This window comes from Chryseobacterium camelliae (assembly GCF_030818575.1).
GTDB lineage: Bacteria > Bacteroidota > Bacteroidia > Flavobacteriales > Weeksellaceae > Chryseobacterium > Chryseobacterium camelliae_A.
The window spans coordinates 3,515,571-3,531,446 of the sequence record NZ_JAUTAL010000001.1; the positions used below are offsets into that span (position 1 = coordinate 3,515,571).

19 protein-coding genes and 2 tRNA genes are annotated in these 15,876 nt (G+C 42.1%); 8 read left to right on the forward strand and 13 right to left on the reverse strand.

Annotated features, from left to right (window positions below):
- Position 1: 1 nt before the first annotated feature.
- Both QE404_RS16130 and QE404_RS16135 read left to right on the forward strand, forming a co-directional pair.
- Positions 2–733, forward strand: a complete 732-nt coding sequence (locus QE404_RS16130) for an ATP-grasp domain-containing protein (RefSeq protein WP_307452211.1) — start codon at positions 2–4, stop codon at positions 731–733.
- 11 nt (positions 734–744) lie between these two features.
- Complete coding sequence (locus QE404_RS16135) at positions 745–1,137, forward strand: hypothetical protein (RefSeq protein ID WP_307452213.1); 393 nt, start codon at positions 745–747, stop codon at positions 1,135–1,137.
- 14 nt (positions 1,138–1,151) lie between these two features.
- Here QE404_RS16135 and QE404_RS16140 read toward each other — a convergent pair whose 3' ends face one another.
- From QE404_RS16140 to QE404_RS16155, 4 genes are all read right to left on the reverse strand, one after another.
- Positions 1,152–2,030 carry a ferric siderophore ABC transporter substrate-binding protein gene (locus QE404_RS16140; RefSeq protein WP_307452214.1) on the reverse strand — a complete coding sequence of 293 codons (879 nt, stop codon included), beginning with the start codon at positions 2,028–2,030 and terminating at the stop codon, positions 1,152–1,154.
- A 28-nt stretch (positions 2,031–2,058) separates the two neighbouring features.
- Positions 2,059–2,457, reverse strand: a complete 399-nt coding sequence (locus QE404_RS16145; protein ID WP_307452216.1) for an ExbD/TolR family protein — start codon at positions 2,455–2,457, stop codon at positions 2,059–2,061.
- Between the two features lie 57 nt (positions 2,458–2,514).
- Positions 2,515–3,222 (reverse strand): MotA/TolQ/ExbB proton channel family protein, encoded by a 708-nt coding sequence (locus QE404_RS16150; protein WP_307452218.1) that lies wholly within the window; start codon positions 3,220–3,222, stop codon positions 2,515–2,517.
- A gap of 144 nt (positions 3,223–3,366) precedes the next feature.
- Complete coding sequence (locus tag QE404_RS16155) at positions 3,367–3,828, reverse strand: hypothetical protein (RefSeq protein WP_100076089.1); 462 nt, start codon at positions 3,826–3,828, stop codon at positions 3,367–3,369.
- Positions 3,829–3,994: 166 nt separating this feature from the next.
- On the opposite strand from QE404_RS16155, the gene QE404_RS16160 reads away from it, so the two are divergent.
- Together QE404_RS16160 and QE404_RS16165 are read left to right on the forward strand one after the other, a co-directional pair.
- On the forward strand, positions 3,995–5,791 hold the full coding sequence (locus tag QE404_RS16160) for a DUF885 domain-containing protein (RefSeq protein WP_307452220.1): 1,797 nt from the start codon (positions 3,995–3,997) through the stop codon (positions 5,789–5,791).
- 63 nt (positions 5,792–5,854) lie between these two features.
- Positions 5,855–6,307, forward strand: coding sequence for a DinB family protein (locus QE404_RS16165; protein WP_307452222.1), 453 nt, complete (start codon positions 5,855–5,857; stop codon positions 6,305–6,307).
- 314 nt (positions 6,308–6,621) lie between these two features.
- Here QE404_RS16165 and nth read toward each other — a convergent pair whose 3' ends face one another.
- Positions 6,622–7,242, reverse strand: coding sequence for an endonuclease III (nth, locus tag QE404_RS16170; protein WP_307452224.1), 621 nt, complete (start codon positions 7,240–7,242; stop codon positions 6,622–6,624).
- A gap of 33 nt (positions 7,243–7,275) precedes the next feature.
- Between nth and bcp the strand changes: the two genes are divergently transcribed.
- Complete coding sequence (gene bcp, locus QE404_RS16175) at positions 7,276–7,725, forward strand: thioredoxin-dependent thiol peroxidase (RefSeq protein WP_307452226.1); 450 nt, start codon at positions 7,276–7,278, stop codon at positions 7,723–7,725.
- Positions 7,726–7,749: 24 nt separating this feature from the next.
- On the opposite strand, the gene QE404_RS16180 is transcribed toward bcp, so the two are convergent.
- Genes QE404_RS16180 through QE404_RS16200 form a run of 5 tightly spaced genes read right to left on the reverse strand, consistent with a single transcriptional unit; the run spans position 7,750 to position 11,975 of the window.
- The gene (locus QE404_RS16180; protein WP_307452227.1) at positions 7,750–8,292 is read right to left on the reverse strand and encodes a GNAT family N-acetyltransferase; all 543 of its coding nucleotides are present in this window, start codon (positions 8,290–8,292) and stop codon (positions 7,750–7,752) included.
- Positions 8,252–8,923 (reverse strand): hypothetical protein, encoded by a 672-nt coding sequence (locus QE404_RS16185; protein ID WP_307452228.1) that lies wholly within the window; start codon positions 8,921–8,923, stop codon positions 8,252–8,254. Before QE404_RS16185 ends, QE404_RS16180 begins: the two co-directional genes overlap by 41 nt.
- A 28-nt stretch (positions 8,924–8,951) precedes the next feature.
- On the reverse strand, positions 8,952–10,034 hold the full coding sequence (locus tag QE404_RS16190) for a mannose-1-phosphate guanylyltransferase (RefSeq protein ID WP_307452230.1): 1,083 nt from the start codon (positions 10,032–10,034) through the stop codon (positions 8,952–8,954).
- Positions 10,035–10,036: 2 nt separating this feature from the next.
- Complete coding sequence (locus QE404_RS16195) at positions 10,037–10,627, reverse strand: SprT-like domain-containing protein (RefSeq protein ID WP_307452232.1); 591 nt, start codon at positions 10,625–10,627, stop codon at positions 10,037–10,039.
- A gap of 1 nt (position 10,628) precedes the next feature.
- A complete protein-coding gene (locus QE404_RS16200) occupies positions 10,629–11,975 on the reverse strand; it encodes a TolC family protein (protein WP_307452233.1) in 1,347 nt (448 codons plus the stop codon).
- A gap of 98 nt (positions 11,976–12,073) precedes the next feature.
- Here QE404_RS16200 and QE404_RS16205 point away from each other — a divergent pair, with 98 nt between their 5' ends.
- From QE404_RS16205 to QE404_RS16215, 3 genes are all read left to right on the forward strand, one after another.
- Positions 12,074–13,318, forward strand: a complete 1,245-nt coding sequence (locus QE404_RS16205) for a bifunctional folylpolyglutamate synthase/dihydrofolate synthase (RefSeq protein ID WP_307452235.1) — start codon at positions 12,074–12,076, stop codon at positions 13,316–13,318.
- Between the two features lie 42 nt (positions 13,319–13,360).
- Positions 13,361–13,435: transfer RNA gene (locus QE404_RS16210), tRNA-Val, on the forward strand.
- A 33-nt stretch (positions 13,436–13,468) separates the two neighbouring features.
- Positions 13,469–13,543: transfer RNA gene (locus QE404_RS16215), tRNA-Val, on the forward strand.
- A gap of 32 nt (positions 13,544–13,575) precedes the next feature.
- On the opposite strand, the gene QE404_RS16220 is transcribed toward QE404_RS16215, so the two are convergent.
- The 3 genes from QE404_RS16220 to QE404_RS16230 are packed head-to-tail and all read right to left on the reverse strand — an operon-like array spanning position 13,576 to position 15,860.
- Complete coding sequence (locus QE404_RS16220) at positions 13,576–14,460, reverse strand: glycosyltransferase family 2 protein (protein WP_307452237.1); 885 nt, start codon at positions 14,458–14,460, stop codon at positions 13,576–13,578.
- Positions 14,457–15,431: a glycosyltransferase family 9 protein gene (locus QE404_RS16225; protein WP_307452239.1), complete on the reverse strand. Its 975-nt coding sequence runs from the start codon at positions 15,429–15,431 to the stop codon at positions 14,457–14,459. Before QE404_RS16225 ends, QE404_RS16220 begins: the two co-directional genes overlap by 4 nt.
- Positions 15,432–15,437: 6 nt before the next feature.
- Positions 15,438–15,860, reverse strand: coding sequence for a SufE family protein (locus QE404_RS16230; RefSeq protein WP_100076103.1), 423 nt, complete (start codon positions 15,858–15,860; stop codon positions 15,438–15,440).
- Between the last annotated feature and the right edge of the window lie 16 nt (positions 15,861–15,876).

Genomic DNA, 15,876 nt, shown 5'->3' on the forward strand with positions numbered 1-15,876 from the left:
TATGAAAGCATATATACAGACTTCTGAAAACGGAGAATTTTACAATGTCAATGCTTTTATTGCCTATGAAGGATTGAGTCATTTTGGATTTGAGACTGAAAAGTATATTGATGCTGATGATCTTATCGATTTCCATCCGGAAGACATTGTTGTCGGCGGTATTGGAAATGTAAGAAAGAGATTACGCCATCTAAAGATTTTTCATCCGGAAAAGGAAATTGACTACCCTGAAGAACTGAAGCCTTTTTTAAAAAGGAAAATATGGTCCTCAACCATCAATACCTTGTTTGAAAATAAGGATAAATGGAATATCTTTATCAAAACAGAAACCAAATTATTTGCAGGCAAAATTGTTGCTGATGAAAAAGACTTTCTTGGAATCATCAGCGATGATCGTGATACTGAAATATGGTGTTCCGAACTGATGAACTTCAAAACAGAATGGCGCTGTTTTATCCGGTACGGAGAGATTCTGGATATCAGGAGGTACAAAGGAGCATGGGATACGGCATTTGATGTGAAAACCGTTCAGTCAGCATTAGAAGCATTCACTTCAAGACCCAGAGCCTTTGCGATGGATTTCGGACTGAATAATAACAACGAAACGGTATTGGTTGAAGTAAATGATGGCCACTCATTAGGTACTTACGGGATCTCGGCTCTGAATTATGCCAAATTCCTTTCCGCGAGATGGAGTGAACTGACTTCTACGGAAGATTATTTAAACTTTTAAAGAAAAAACTTATGATTACAGATAAAGAATTTACACTGCGACTCATCCGTCAGCTTTCCCAGGCACTCGAAAAACTGATCCTGGACAAACCTGAAGAAAGTTTAATGCAGAAAGAACTGGATTTTGATTCTTTGATGCGGGACATTTTTAAAATGAGTTTCACAGAGATTTCCTCTACAACCAAAGAAGGCCTTATAGCAATCGTTAACGAAAGACAGGAAAGAGATCATAAAGATTACTATGAAATGCTGGGCAACCTTTTTTACTTTAAAGGAAAGACTGAACAGAACAATGACTTTCTGGATAAGGCCAAAACATTTTATGAGCTGTACCTGCAGACCAGCGGTATTTTTGCTCTCCCGGTCATCAACAGGATTAATGAAATAAAAAAAGCACTTGAATAAAGTGCTTTGTCCGTTTAGAAGGTAATTTTATAAGATCCTGTGGAAGAAACACTGGATTTTTCAGCTTTAACATATTTCCGCACCCATGAAACCGCTGTAGAACTGATGCAGGGGTCTGAAGTGCCTCCCGACCTCCTGGCAGAAACTACATTTCCGGCTTTATCTACCGTGTAAGCAATGGTAATGGTTCCGCTGGCAGTGCAGTTATTCGCTGGTTGCGCTCCTCCCCTTCCCATAGTTCCGGGAATGAACCCAACAAGCTTCCTGTCAATCCCCACTTTGCTGTCTCCGTTTCCGTCACCTCCCAAAGGGTCACCTGCATTTCCTATACCGTTTCCGTCACCCTGGCTTCCTGCTTTGGTTCCTCTCCCGCGGATAAGGTTTCCGATTGCTGCCGTTCCTTTGCCATCACCATTTCCGGTTTTGGAATTGGCTGTGGTAGCTCCGGATTTTTTGGTATTTTTTGAAGCGCTGGTACTGGCCGCTGATTTCTTATTCTCTTTTGATTCTTCTTTTTTAGGTATCGTAACCTTGGGGTTATTTCCGGTAATGATTTTTTCCTTGGCTTCGGATTTTTTTGTTTCCGGCTGAGGTTCGATGGTTGTTTTGGTCTCGGGAACCGCCGTTTCCACAGGGTCAGCGGTAACTTCTTCAGTTGCGGCGGCTAAGCTTCCCGGCTGGTCAGCAGGTTCCTCTTCCCCGTTTCCATTCCTGTTGTCCCCGAAATTCACAAGCATGGTGGTTACCACTTCTTTTTCCGGTTCTGCAGGTTTTGGGGTCAGTTTATATAAAAAAACAAACAGAAGGATGGCAGACCAGATCAGGACTGAAAGCAATACGCTCTTAATCCTGTCCTTGTTTTCCTCTCTTCTGTCTATGGTATGGCTTTTCATACGGTCTCAATTTTCCGGCCGTGGACCGTTATTTATCTTTAACGGTTGCTATGGCAATGTTAAACTTATGCTTTTCAGCAATTTCCATGGCAAAAACCACATCTTTATGCAGCGTGCTTTCATCGGCACGTATGGTAAATGATTTATTGGTTTGCGAGGTTAATTTGTTTACGATGGCATGTTCCAGATCTGCCCTGTTGACAGGAACATCATCCACAAAATAGGATCCGTCCGGCTTGATGCTTACGGTCAGCGGATTAGGAATATTATCATCCACCGCCCCCGTTTTCGGCAGCTTCACATCAATAGCGCTCTGATTGGCTGCGGAGGAAGTGATCATGAAGAAGATCAGCATCAGCAGGATAACGTCTGTCATCGCAGCTAAACTGAATTCCGGGCGTGCTTTATTTTTTCTCTGAATTTTCATCTGTTGACTGTTTGTTTAAATGGATCAGACGGAACCTTGCGGTTTCATACCAAAGATTTATAAAGGTTTGTTGATAAGATCTAAGAATTCTCCGGACATATTCTGCGCTCGCAGCACGAATTTGTCAATTCTGGTAAGAAGGATATTGTAGAAAAAGTTGGCCGGAATAGCTACTGCAAGACCCACCGCCGTTTGTCCCAATGCCGTGTAAATACCTTCCGATAGGGTTTTTGGGGAGAAAGCACCTTCCATATTGGAAAGGTCAAAGAAAGCAATTATCATCCCGATTACCGTTCCCAAAAGCCCCAGCATCGGAGCAATACTTGGTACTACAGCAAGAAGGTTCAGGTTTTTTTCCATATTGGCCACCTCTACCTGCGCCTGTGATTCCATGGCACTTACGATATCCGAAACCGGGCGCCCAAGCCTGGAGATTCCTTTTTCAAGGATCCTTCCTTCCGGGGAATGCTGCCTTTTACAGTAGTCTGCAGCAGATTCAATTTTTCCTTCCCGGATAAAATCCTCGATGTTATTCATAAAGTCGGGATCTGTCTTTGAGACCATTCTTTTGATAAAGAAAAAACGCTCAAAGAAAAGGTATACAGAAAATACCCCGAGCAGTAACACGGTAACCATTACAATTTTTGCGAATACGCCTCCGTGAAACATGATTTCCCAAAATGAAAATACTTTTTTAGGTGCTTCTGCCACTGCAGATGTTGTAACCTGTGCGAATAAAATCTGAGTAAGTTCCGTTAACAGCATTAATGTGTATTTTTATAAAAGTTGTAACGACAAATGTAGTGGAATATTATGAATCGTTCTCTTAAAATTTGCTTAAAAACAGCAAATTTCCCTTCAAAAAAGATTTGAAAAGAAATTTATGGATGGTATAATGGCGAAAGATCTTTAGTCTTCGTCTATCTCAATCTGGTCCTGTTTAAACTCGCATTTCAGCCTGAAAGGAATAGGTGTATCAGATCCTGTATAGAAATCATCAATGGTTCCTTTCCAGATCACCTGCAGCTCACCCTCTTCATTTTTTTCAAATAAAAGCTCATTATCATAGATATAAGCGTCCTCATCATCATAAAGGTCTACTTCCGTGTAGGTTTCCTCATCAGAATCTGTGATGGTAAAGGTTTTCCCTTCTATCTCGGCAGATTCAATAGGAAAATCAATGATTTCAAGTGATAGCTGCGGAAAATTGTATTGCAAAGAATCATCTTCTACATGATCCAGACCGTCATCCGTAATGATTTCAACCTCTAAAAAATGTTGCTGGTTGCTGTAGACCGCTTTACAATATGTATTTCTGATATTGTATTTCAGCGTTTCTTCCGGATGGTAAATTTTTAAAATCCCTTTCATTATTTCTTAAAAAGAGCTGTAATAATATGATTGCTAAATGTTTTCAACAAAGATAGAAAATTGGCTGAATGTGTAAAATGTTTTGAAAATTATTTTTTAAAAATCAACCTTTTCAGAAATCCGGTCATATCTTAATAATACTTATTTTTGCGTTAAAGATCCGGAAATGAAAAATATCATCTTAAAAAGCATCCTCAGCCTGGGCCTGCTGGCAGGTATTACTGCCTGTAGGAAATCTGATTCTCCCCTGACAAAGGTTACGCCATCCAACCTGGACTCTATTGCCTCCAATTACTATGAACAGTACCTTAAACTGTATCCTTTGGATGCAACTTCGCAGGGAGACACCAGATACAATGACCAGCTTCCGATTAATATTGATAAAGATTTTATTTCCGGAGAGGTCGCTTTTTACAGTTCGGTTCAGAAACAGCTGGAGAATGTGGATTATGAAAAGCTTTCCGATGAAAGCAAGACGGTTTATGATGTCCTGGATTATACTCTGCAGGATAAGATAGAAGCCTATGCTTATCATCCTGAATACATCCCCTTTACGCAGTTTTCAGGCCTGCCGCTTACCTTTCCGTTATACGGGAGCGGACAGGGTCCTCAGCCGTTTAAGACGACCCAGGATTACGATAACTGGCTGAAAAGAATGGAAAAATTCCCGGAATGGATGAATGCTGCCACAGAAAATTTCCGGGAAGGAATAAACAGCAAAATGGTGCTGCCCAAGAAACTTGTGATTAAAATGATCCCTCAGATGAGGGCTCCGGAAATCATCAGTATTGATCTTAAAACGAATATTTTCTACGGACCGATCAATAATTTCCCGAAAGGCTTTACAAAGGCACAGAAGGATCAGTACACTACGCTCTATAAAGAATCCGTTACCAAAAACATCATTCCGGCTTATACCAGGATGGGTGATTTCCTCGAAAAGGAATACCTGCCTAAAGCCAGAGATACGGACGGTTACAACAGCCTTCCTAATGGGAACGATATTTACCGGTACTATGTAAAAAGCTGGACAACGACTAAATACACCCCTGAAGAGATCAATAAAACAGGCCTTCAGCAGGTTGCCATGCTCCGCGCTGAGATGGAGAAGGTAAAACAGCAGGTAGGTTTTAAGGGAACGCTTGAAGAGTTCATCAGCTATGTAAAGACAGACCCGAAAGCCATGCCGTATAAAACCTCCAAAGAGGTGCTGGATGCCTTCAATGCGATCTTAACCAAGATCACCCCTAAGCTGAAAACCATGTTCAGCGTAACCCCGAAAACAAAATTTGAAATCAGGCAGACCGAAAAATTCAGGGAAGCCAGTGCAAGTGCCGAATATATCCAGGGTACGGCAGATGGAAAGAGGCCTGGTATTTTTTATGTGCCGCTTCCTGATCCGTCTAAGTTCAATGTTACATCCGGCATGGAATCACTGTTTCTTCACGAAGCAATTCCCGGGCACCATTACCAGGTTTCTCTTCAGCAGGAAAACACCAAACTTCCCAAGTTCATGCGATTTGGCTGGTTCGGTGCCTATGGCGAAGGCTGGGCGCATTACTGCGAAACTTTAGGGCCTGAATTCGGGCTTTATACAGACCCATACCAGAAAATGGGCTACCTGAGCGACCAGATGCTGAGAGCGGTGAGGCTGGTGGTGGATACCGGGCTGCATACCGGAAAAATGACCCGTGAGGATGCCATCAAATATTTCCTTAACAATATTGCCTATGACGAAGCCGGTGCAACGGCAGAAGTGGAACGCTATATGGCTATGCCCGGACAGGCGCTGGGGTATAAAATCGGATCTTTAAGGATCCGTGAGCTAAGGGAACAGTATCAGAAAGAATTAGGAAAAAAATTCAGCCTGGCCAAGTTCCATGATGAAATACTGAACCAGGGATGCCTTCCGCTGGATGTTCTTAACAGGAAGATGGAACTCTGGGCAAAAAAGCAAAAATAAACAGACTTAAAAAGGGTATCAATTAAACGAAGTACCCTTTTTAATTTTATAAAAAAAACTGATATGATCACAGAAAGTCTAAGATCTCTTTACAACAGAGATTTAGATAAATTAAAAACAGAGCTGGAAGCTTATCAAAACGAAGAAAATCTTTGGAAAACTGATAAAAATATTGCCAACTCTACGGGTAACCTCGTCCTTCATCTGGTGGGAAATCTTAATCATTTTATCGGAGCGCAGCTTGGAAACACAGGATATGTAAGACAGCGTGACCTTGAATTTTCGTTGAAGGATATTCCCAAAGCGGAGCTTATTGAAAAGGTGAAAGCGACTGCTGCAATGATAGATTCAGTACTTTCTCAATTGTCTGATGAAGACCTGAAAAAAGAATATCCATTGGTTGTTTTTGAAAGTGCAATGACAACCGATTACTTCCTGATCCATCTGCTTACTCATCTGGGCTATCATCTGGGGCAGATCAATTATCACAGAAGATTGTTGGATAATCGATTATGAATGACTTATTCACGACTCATATCAACATAATTAATTTTGAAAATAAAATTCTCAAAATTCTGGAAAACAAAGGTGGCAATACTTTTGTTATAAATACCGTCCAGGCAAAAATTCAGAATCAGGATGTCTACAAGTCTTTCATCCTACTTTACCATTAGTATCATATTTATTATCAAGCTTTTAATCTGAAAAACACATTTCAAATATGTATTATTAGCTAGGAAAATAATGCCTTTGCTAAACGAAGTGCTTCGCGAGCTATTTCAAAGTAGTTTTTATAAAAGACCAGCAAACATAGCACTAAAATAATTGAATTATTTCTCAAACATCATTTTCGTAATAAAATCCTTTTCTCCTTTTCCACGTGCCGGGGAATACTCTCTCCCGTAATAAATGATTTGGAGGTGGAGCTTGTTCCAGGCGCTTTCAGGAAAAATTTTCTTGGCATCTTTTTCAGTTTCTACCACATTTTTTCCGGAAGTCAGTTTCCATAAAGTCATCAGGCGGTGGATATGGGTATCTACGGGAAAGGCAGGAAATCCAAAGGCCTGGCTCATCACCACAGAAGCCGTTTTATGCCCTACTCCCGGCAGAGCTTCCAGCTCTTCATACGTAGCAGGAACCTGCCCGCCGTGCTTTTCTATCAGTAGTTCGGCCATTCTTTTCAGGTTCTTGGCTTTTTGATTGGAAAGCCCTATTTCTTTAATCAGTTCCTTAATTTCAAAAACCTCCAGCCGTGCCATCCTCTGTGGTGTCCCGGCTACCCGGAAGAGATCAGGCGTTACCTGATTGACTTTTTTATCTGTGGTCTGTGCAGAAAGGGCTACTGCTACGAGCAGCGTAAAAGGATCGGTATGATCCAGGGGAACAGGCACCTGAGGGTATAACTTTTCTAATTCGCGCTGAACGAGCTCGGCTCTTTGCTTTTTTGTCATGTAACTATTAAATTTGAACAAAATTAAAATATTATGTTGAAAATCGGAGACCATTTACCAGAATTTAAAGGCACCAATCAGGACGGCAAAACCATAGCTTCATCTGAACTGATCGGTAAGAAACTGGTGGTATTCTTTTATCCTCAGGCCAATACACCAACCTGTACGGTAGAAGCATGCAACCTCAGCGACCATTATTCAGAGCTCGAGAAAGCCGGATATACATTACTGGGAATCAGTGCGGATTCTGTAAAAAAACAGAAAAACTTCCACAGTAAATTTGCATTTCCTTATGACCTGATTGCCGATGAGAATCATGATATCGTTGAAAAATTCGGGGTTTGGCAGGAAAAAAACAATTTTGGGAAAACCTATATGGGAATTGTAAGGACCACTTTTATTTTTGATGAAAAAGGGATTTGTGTAAGGGTTATTGATAAAGTTACTTCAAAAACGGCCGCAGCGCAGATCCTGGAAGGGTAAAACGGAAGGGCCGGGATTAGGGCTCTACTCTGTTTCAAAATACATCAGCTCTTCATCATCATTAGGGATCGTTACATACTTTTTGAATTTGAGCCCCAGCTTCCCGATTAATTTCTGGGAAGCAAAATTGTCCTTTGTGGTAATCGCAGATAATTTGGTCAGTCCAAAGTCTACCATGCCAACGGATTTTACTTTTGTGGCCGCTTCAAAACCATAGCCTCTACCTTCAAATTCCCCAAGAAAGGAAAATCCTATATCGGCAACATCAAGCCCTTCCCGTTCAAAGATTCCTACTGCCCCAACCTTTTTACCTCCGTATTTTTCTGTTATGACGTAATTCCCAAAACCTGATCTTTCAAACTGGGGAATAAATCTTTTATTGATATACTGCTCTGCATCGTGAATGCTTCTCAATCCACGGTCACCAATGTACCGGATAAAGTTCGGGCTGTTGTGTAATTCCAGGATAAAGGCGGCATCATCTAATGAAACCGGCTGGATAATAAGCCTTTCGGTTTCGTAAAAGCTATTTTCTTCGGGCTGGTTGTTTTGCTTTTTTAGGTTCATCTGCCGGCATTTCTTTTTTTTCTATTTTTAAAAGCCTCGGATTGTTGACACACTTCTTATTGTATAACTCGATATACGTTCCATTATCCTTTACATTGGTTACTTTTCCACTGGACTTGTTAACCGTAAGTGTAAAATGTGTTTTCTGGTACGGGCACTCCTTTGAAGTCAGCTTTCCCAGGTCAATGTAATAGTTTGAGGCATCCTGATAGTAATTCCCGGCTACATTTTTGAATTCCTCGTCGATAAAATAGCCTTCCGCTGTTGCGTCAATAACCGCTTCCTCAACATTATCAATAGCCCCGATAAATGTTTTAAGGCCTGAAAGATCCGTTATATAGTCAATTTTTCCCGCTCTTGAATAAGCAATATAGTAGAAGCTGTCTTCTTCAGGGAAAAGATTGAATCCGGAAGACTGCGGGATATACTCTTTTTTCACTCCGGAAATTTTCAGCTCCTCATTTTTTCCATAATGATTATGAACCAAGACCCAGAAATCTGTCCGGTCATTGGGTATGATGGATTGAAGGATCTGTGGAATGCTGCCCAACTGTTTTTTTTCCTGAGCTGTAATGCATACGCCCAGAAATAAAAAAATACAGACAATATTTTTCCTGATGGTATTGGTCATACTTCAAATAGGCTGTAAGCCTGTCCTGTTAAATAAATTTATCCCCTTTCTTGAGGTTTTTTAAATCCAGCACATAATCTTTAATCAGCTGGTCATGTTCTCTCGGGCAGATCATCAGTACCTTATCGGTATCCACTACGATATAATCTTTAAGCCCGTCTATCACCACAGCCTTATTGCTGTTCTTTATATGAACGATATTTCCACTGGAATGGTATGTGAGGACGTGTTTTTGCTTGACGGCATTCTGATTTTCATCTTTTTCCGTGTTTTCGTAGACGGACGTCCAGGTTCCCAAGTCGCTCCATCCCAGATCGGAAGGAATGACATATACGTTTTTGGCCTTTTCCAGGATCCCGTTATCTATGGATATTTTCTGAAGCTTAGGATAAATCAATTCTATGCACCCTTCTTCCCCATCGGCATTGTATTCGCAGGCCATGAACTGCTGGGTCATTTCAGGGAGGTATTTGTCAAACGCAGAAAGTATGGATTTTACACTCCACACGAAAATACCCGCATTCCAGAGGAAATCGCCGCTCTCCAGGAATGATTTGGCGATTTCAAGGATAGGTTTTTCCGTGAATGTTTTTATTTTAAAATATTCGGATCCTTTTTTATCAACGAACTGGATGTAACCGTATCCCGTATCAGGTCTTGTGGGTGTAATGCCCAACGTAATAAGATAATCGTTTTTCGAAGCAATTTCAAAAGCTAAACTTGCTTTCTCAAGAAATACTTCCTCACGCAGGATAAGGTGATCTGCCGGTAAAACAATCATTTGTGCATCAGGATTGATTTCAGCAATTTTATTGGCCATGTAAAGGTTACATGCAGCCGTATTTTTGGCTAAAGGCTCCCCTACGATGTTCTGCTCCGGAATTTCCGGCAGCTGCTGATGGGAAAGACTTACGTATTCTTTATTGGTAATGACAAATATGTTTTCATCCGGAACAATTTTGCGGATTCTGTCGTAGGTCTGCTGAATCATCGTACGTCCTACACCCAGGATATCCTGAAACTGTTTGGGAAACTTCTGCGTGCTCATCGGCCAGAACCGGCTTCCTATCCCTCCTGCCATGATGACACAGTATTGATCTGATCTTACCATCTTTAACTACATTTTTTCACTCTGGCCAACGGCTTGAAAGAGTATTGCCTTCCGGTAACCAGGTTCCTGCAAAGATAGTTTTTTTTGATCAGACCCTCCAATAAATACTTCTCGTTACGGTACATAAAGGAATCTCCTTTTTTGAGCTCTTCCATAAACTGGAGGTCATCTTCTTCCCTTCCGATGTGGAAATATCTTACTAGCTCCGGGCTGGACATAAAATTGGCTTTGGGAGATTTGGAGAATCGTGTAATGATAGGCCTCAGATCCTGCTCGTACACTTCCAGGCTTTCCAGGAGCATTTTCCGGAAGGTATCTTTCCACTCCGGCCCGTGCGGGTAAATCCTTCTCCCATATTTTTCAAAGGCAATCAGATGGGCCAGCTCATGCGTAAGGACAAAGAAAAAAAGTTGAGGGGCTAATGTGGAATTGATGGTTATCTCATGCGACCGGTCCGGCAATTTTCTGTAATCTCCAAGTTTTGAATGCCGGTCACGGGTAATTTTGATATGGATATAATAATCTGAAAACCAGATTTTCAGGTATTGAAGTGTATTGGGAGGTAAATATTTTTCGAGGTTATGAATAGACATTTTACAGGCTTAACGGAATTCCCGCATAGAAGTTCAGCAGTTTGAGGCTGAAGAGATAATTAAACTTTGCCTGTGCTACGGAGCCCTGCGCATTGGCATAATTATTACGGGCAACATTCACATCATAGATGGTCGACCTTCCTGCTGCATAGCTTTTATCTGCAAAATCCAGGGATAAGCGGGTACTTTTCTCGGCCTCTACCGCAGCAAGATAGGCCTCATAATTGGCATCCACATCAAACTGGGCCTTCTGAACATTCTGCCTTACCGCCTGTTTCTGCTGTTCCAGGGAATTTTTAGCAACATTTTCATTGATTTTGGACTGTTCTACCTGCAGTTTCGTAATCCCCTTGTTAAACAATGGTACATTCAGTGAAAGCGCCAGTTGCTGGCCGAAATTATCTTTGTACTGCTGAAAGAAACTGCGTTCAACAACCGGGATACCGTTGATATCAACACCTGTAATATTGGTGTTCAAACGGTTATTGTAAAAACTGCCCAGGCCTGCACTTGCCGTCAAGGTAGGCCAGAATGATGTCCGGGTAATTTCCGTCTGTGCTTCTGCAGACCGTATTCTGCTTTCTGCAGCTTTAATCTGGGGCTGCGTCTGGTATGCGGTTTCCAGAACCTCTTCCACAGACTGAAGCTGAGGAGCCAACTGATCCGGGACATTCACATCTTCCACATCGAAATCCCGATATTCTTTAAGCTGTAAAAGCTGTGCCAGGGCAAACAGGCTTCTGCCGACATTGATCTCGGCGGTCTTGAGGTTTTGTTTCTCCCTCGCCAGTCCGGATTCTGCTTCTGCAAGTACAGTCTGGGCAGTCGTTCCTACCTGAGTGGTGATTTTCGCCCTGTCGTACTGTTTTTGCGCATTTTCAACGGCTGCCTCAGAGATTTTAACGATTTCCTTATTCAGCAAGGTCGTCAGATATTGTTGGGCGATCTGAAGCGATATATCATTCTTTACTGTTTCTATATCATACTGGCTGGCCTGTACATCATATTCCGTCTTCCGGATATTTTTCTCTATTCTTCCGTTGTTGAATACGGTAATATTGGCCCCTACATTGGCACTGTTGCTGAAGTTATCATTCCTGATACTGGTATTGATAAACTGGGTCTGCCCGAAACTTGCCGAATTGCTGATGCTTCCTGAAACCGAAGGCAGGTATTCCCTTTTAGCCATCTTGAGGTTGGCATCCTGAATCTGTTTTGAATATTCATTTTGGATCACCTGCAGGTTATGCTGTACCGCATAATCCACACATTCCCTCAAAGACCACTTTTTCTGGGCATTAGCTCCCAGATAAGACAGTCCCAGAATAATTATCAAAACTTTTTTCATGCTAATTTTTACCTGATTAGACGCCTCAAATATAAAAAAGTTACAGTTCCGTACAATTAAATATTCCTTTTTAAAAAAACTTTTGAGAATTTTGCACCATGACAGCAGAACAATACCGCGAAGCCGTTGAATGGCTATTTGTACAGGCGCCCAACTACCAGATTGACGGGCAGAAAGCTTATAAACCCGGGCTGCACAATATCATCCGCCTCTGTGAATTCTTTGGAAATCCTCAGGAAAAAATACGCTGCATCCATATCGGAGGGACCAACGGAAAAGGGTCTATCAGCAATATGCTGGCCTCCGTGCTCCAGGAAGCCGGGTATTCAGTAGGCCTGTACAATTCTCCCCATCTTATCGATTTTACGGAGCGGATTAAGGTAAACGGTAAAAACTGCGACAAAAGTTTCGTGTACGATTTTATTATGAAGCTGAAGCAACTGCCGGAAGATATACAACCCTCCTTTTTTGAGTTTACCACCATTATGGCTTTTGAATACTTCTACCATAAGCAGGTGGATTTTGCCATTATTGAAGTGGGTCTCGGAGGCCGGCTGGACTCCACGAACATCATCCTGCCCATGGTTTCAGCCATCACAAATGTACAGCTAGACCATCAGAATATCCTTGGAGACACTATTGAAGAAATCGCTGCCGAAAAGGCCGGAATCATCAAATCCGGAATCCCTGTGATATCAGGAGATGAGCAGGATTCGGTCAAAAACATCCTCAGGAAAAAGGCAAAGCAGGAAAATGCCCCTTTTTCAGATGCTACCGAGATAGCAACAAACCTGCAATCTGACCTTAAAGGAAACTATCAGAAAAAGAATATCCGGGTAGTTTTAGGGATTATCCATGAGCTGCAAAAACAAAACGTAAAGATTTCAGAAGCGCATATTGAGCACGGTCTGATGCACGTGCATCAGAATACCGGATTTATAGGGCGATGGTTTGAGTTCTCCAAAGATCCGCTGACCATCTGCGATACCGCCCATAACCAGGCAGGTCTAGAGCAGGTTTTTGCACAGCTGAATTCGATAGACCGCCGTAAGCACGTTATCCTTGGATTTGTGAATGACAAAAAGATTGATGAAGTCATGCGCCTTCTTCCGGAAAATGCAGTTTTCTATTTTGCAAAACCGTCCATCCACAGAGGCAGGCACCCGGAAGAGTATGAAGACCTCCTGAAAGCGGCAAAAATAAATTATAAAATTTACAATTCTGTACAGGAAGCCTATCTTTCTGCTAAACAGGAATGTATGAAAAATGAAATGATTTTTATTGGGGGGAGTAATTTTGTAGTGGGAGAATTTTTAGAAAAAAATTTGGAGATTTCCGAATAAGTCGTATATTTGCACCACTCTAAACGAGAAAACAAGTATAGAGGGTTCTTAGCTCAGTTGGTTCAGAGCATCTGGTTTACACCCAGAGGGTCGGGGGTTCGAATCCCTCAGGACCCACAGAAAAGGAAACGAAACCTTTCAAAAAAATTCGGGTTCTTAGCTCAGTTGGTTCAGAGCATCTGGTTTACACCCAGAGGGTCGGGGGTTCGAATCCCTCAGGACCCACAAAAGATCTCTCAGGTTTCTGGGAGATTTTTTTATTTCATTTTTCCCAGGAGCAATGCCAGCTTATAAATGTCCAAGAGCCTGATTTTGGGGTTTTCTGATACCAGGTTACGGTATAGTATCTTCCCGGCTATTCCGTACATAACCAGAAATGCAGCATCCAGTTTAAGCTTCTTTAGTTTCGTGGCTGCCCGATACACGCGGATATCCTGAATGAACGGGCTGTTTTCTGCACTCGTCATCAATCCGTATAGAGTATCCATGCTTACTTCCGTTTTCTTCAGGAAAACAGCATTATCCGTATCATCTACATGGATAACAGGATTGTTAAAAGCCAGAAAGCTGATTCCGTTTTTTTCCAGAAGTTTGGCAAAGACATAATCCTCATACCCATACCCGGTAAGGTCTTCATTGAATGGAAACTGTATCAGCACCTCTTTTTTAATGGCAAAATTGACGGTTTTAAAAATTGAAATATCAGAAGATCTTTCCCCGGAGAAGATTTCCCTTGCAACGGAATAGCGGTTTCTGAGGCTTCCGGAATGCTGTTCCGAGATTTTAAAGTTCCCGTAAATAAGCTCCGGTACCGGGTTTTGCCTGAGTTCAGCAATATATCTCCGCAGAAAGGCAGGGTTGTCGATCCTGACGTCACAGTCCAGGAATAATAAATAGTCTCCAACGGCATACTGTATAAACCGATTCCTGATCCTGGAACGCCCGATATTCTGTTTCAGAAAGACAAAATGATGCACCTTGCCTACCAATTCCCTATTGATTTCGCTGAACGAATTTTCTGATGCATCATCTATCAGGATGATTTCTGCATCCAGCGTATATACATAAATTTCCCTGTTGAGCGCAGCAACGAGCTCCCTGACATCGAAATTGTATACCGGAATGCAGACGGAAATTTTCATTCCGAAGAAATTTTATCGATAATTTTCTGAATATTGAGTTCCCCAAGACATGCCCAGTCTCCCCTGAAGCATTCTTTATCGCCGAAAACAGAGCACGGCCTGCAAGTAAGGTCCTTAACCTCAACCACATCATCTTCACTCTGTCCGAACCCTAAAAATCCGGCATACGGATGCGTCTGCCCCCAGACGGAGACACAACGGGTTCCTGCGAGGCTGGCCAGGTGCATATTGGCAGAATCCATGGAAATCATAAGCTCAAGCCCGGCAATAGTCTTAAGTTCTTCAGATAAGCTCAGCTTGCCGGCCAGGCTTACCGTATTGGGAATCTCTTTTTCCCATTGGTTAAGGGTCTCCGTTTCTTTAGGACCTCCCCCGAAAAAATAAATCTTTTTTTTCTGTGCCAGGATCCGGGCCAGTTCATACGATTTTTCCAGAGAAAGCATTTTGCCTTTGTGCTGGGCGAAAGGAGCAAAACCGATGCCTGATTTAAGAGTTACCTGTGGACGTAACGCATGCGAAAGTTCAACCTGAAACCCCATCTTCCGGAACACATCGGCATAGCGCTCCACTGTTTTCTTTAGCTGTACTTTATCCAGGTTCCAGATATCTGTTAAATGTTCTTTCTCTTCTTTTCCTTTATCAATCTTAAATACTTTCAGTCCCCTCCTGCCATAAATCTTGTCCAGGACTTTTGTACGGATGACATCATGGAGATTGGCTATGATATCAGGCTGGAACTCTTTGATCAGTTCATGCGCCAATCTTCGCAGACCGAAAAACCCCTTATAATCATCCAGGTCTATCCCTTTGAAAATAACACGGGGAATCCCGGAGAACAGGCTTTCGAAATTTTTCCTGGACACCATAATAATTTCCACATCCGGATTCTGTTCCAGGAAATCACGGAAAACCGGGGCCGTCATGGCGACGTCACCAAATGCTGAAAAACGGTATGCTAAAATTCTTGTCACGGTTGATTATGCCTTCAACTGGTACGCTACAGCGTAAAATTTAATCTGTTTTGTCATAGCCATCAGTCCGTTGGCCCTGGACGGAGAGAGAAATTCCTGCAATCCTATCTCGGAAATGAAATCGAAATCAGAATCCAAGATTTCCTGCGTGGAATGGCCGCTGTAAATACTGGTAAGCAATGAAACAATACCCTTCGGCAGTATCCCGTCTGAATCTGCATCGAAATACAGTTTTCCATCCCTGAACTCAGCATCGATCCATACTTTGCTCTGGCAGCCTTTGATGAGGTTTTCATCAGACTTTTTATCTTCAGGCAAACCTTTCAGCTCTTTCCCAAGGTCAATGATATATTCATATTTCTGTTCCCAGTCTTCAAGAAAGGCAAATTCATCAATTATTTCCTGCTGTTTTTCTTTGATGCTTTTCATAAATTTATTTCTAATG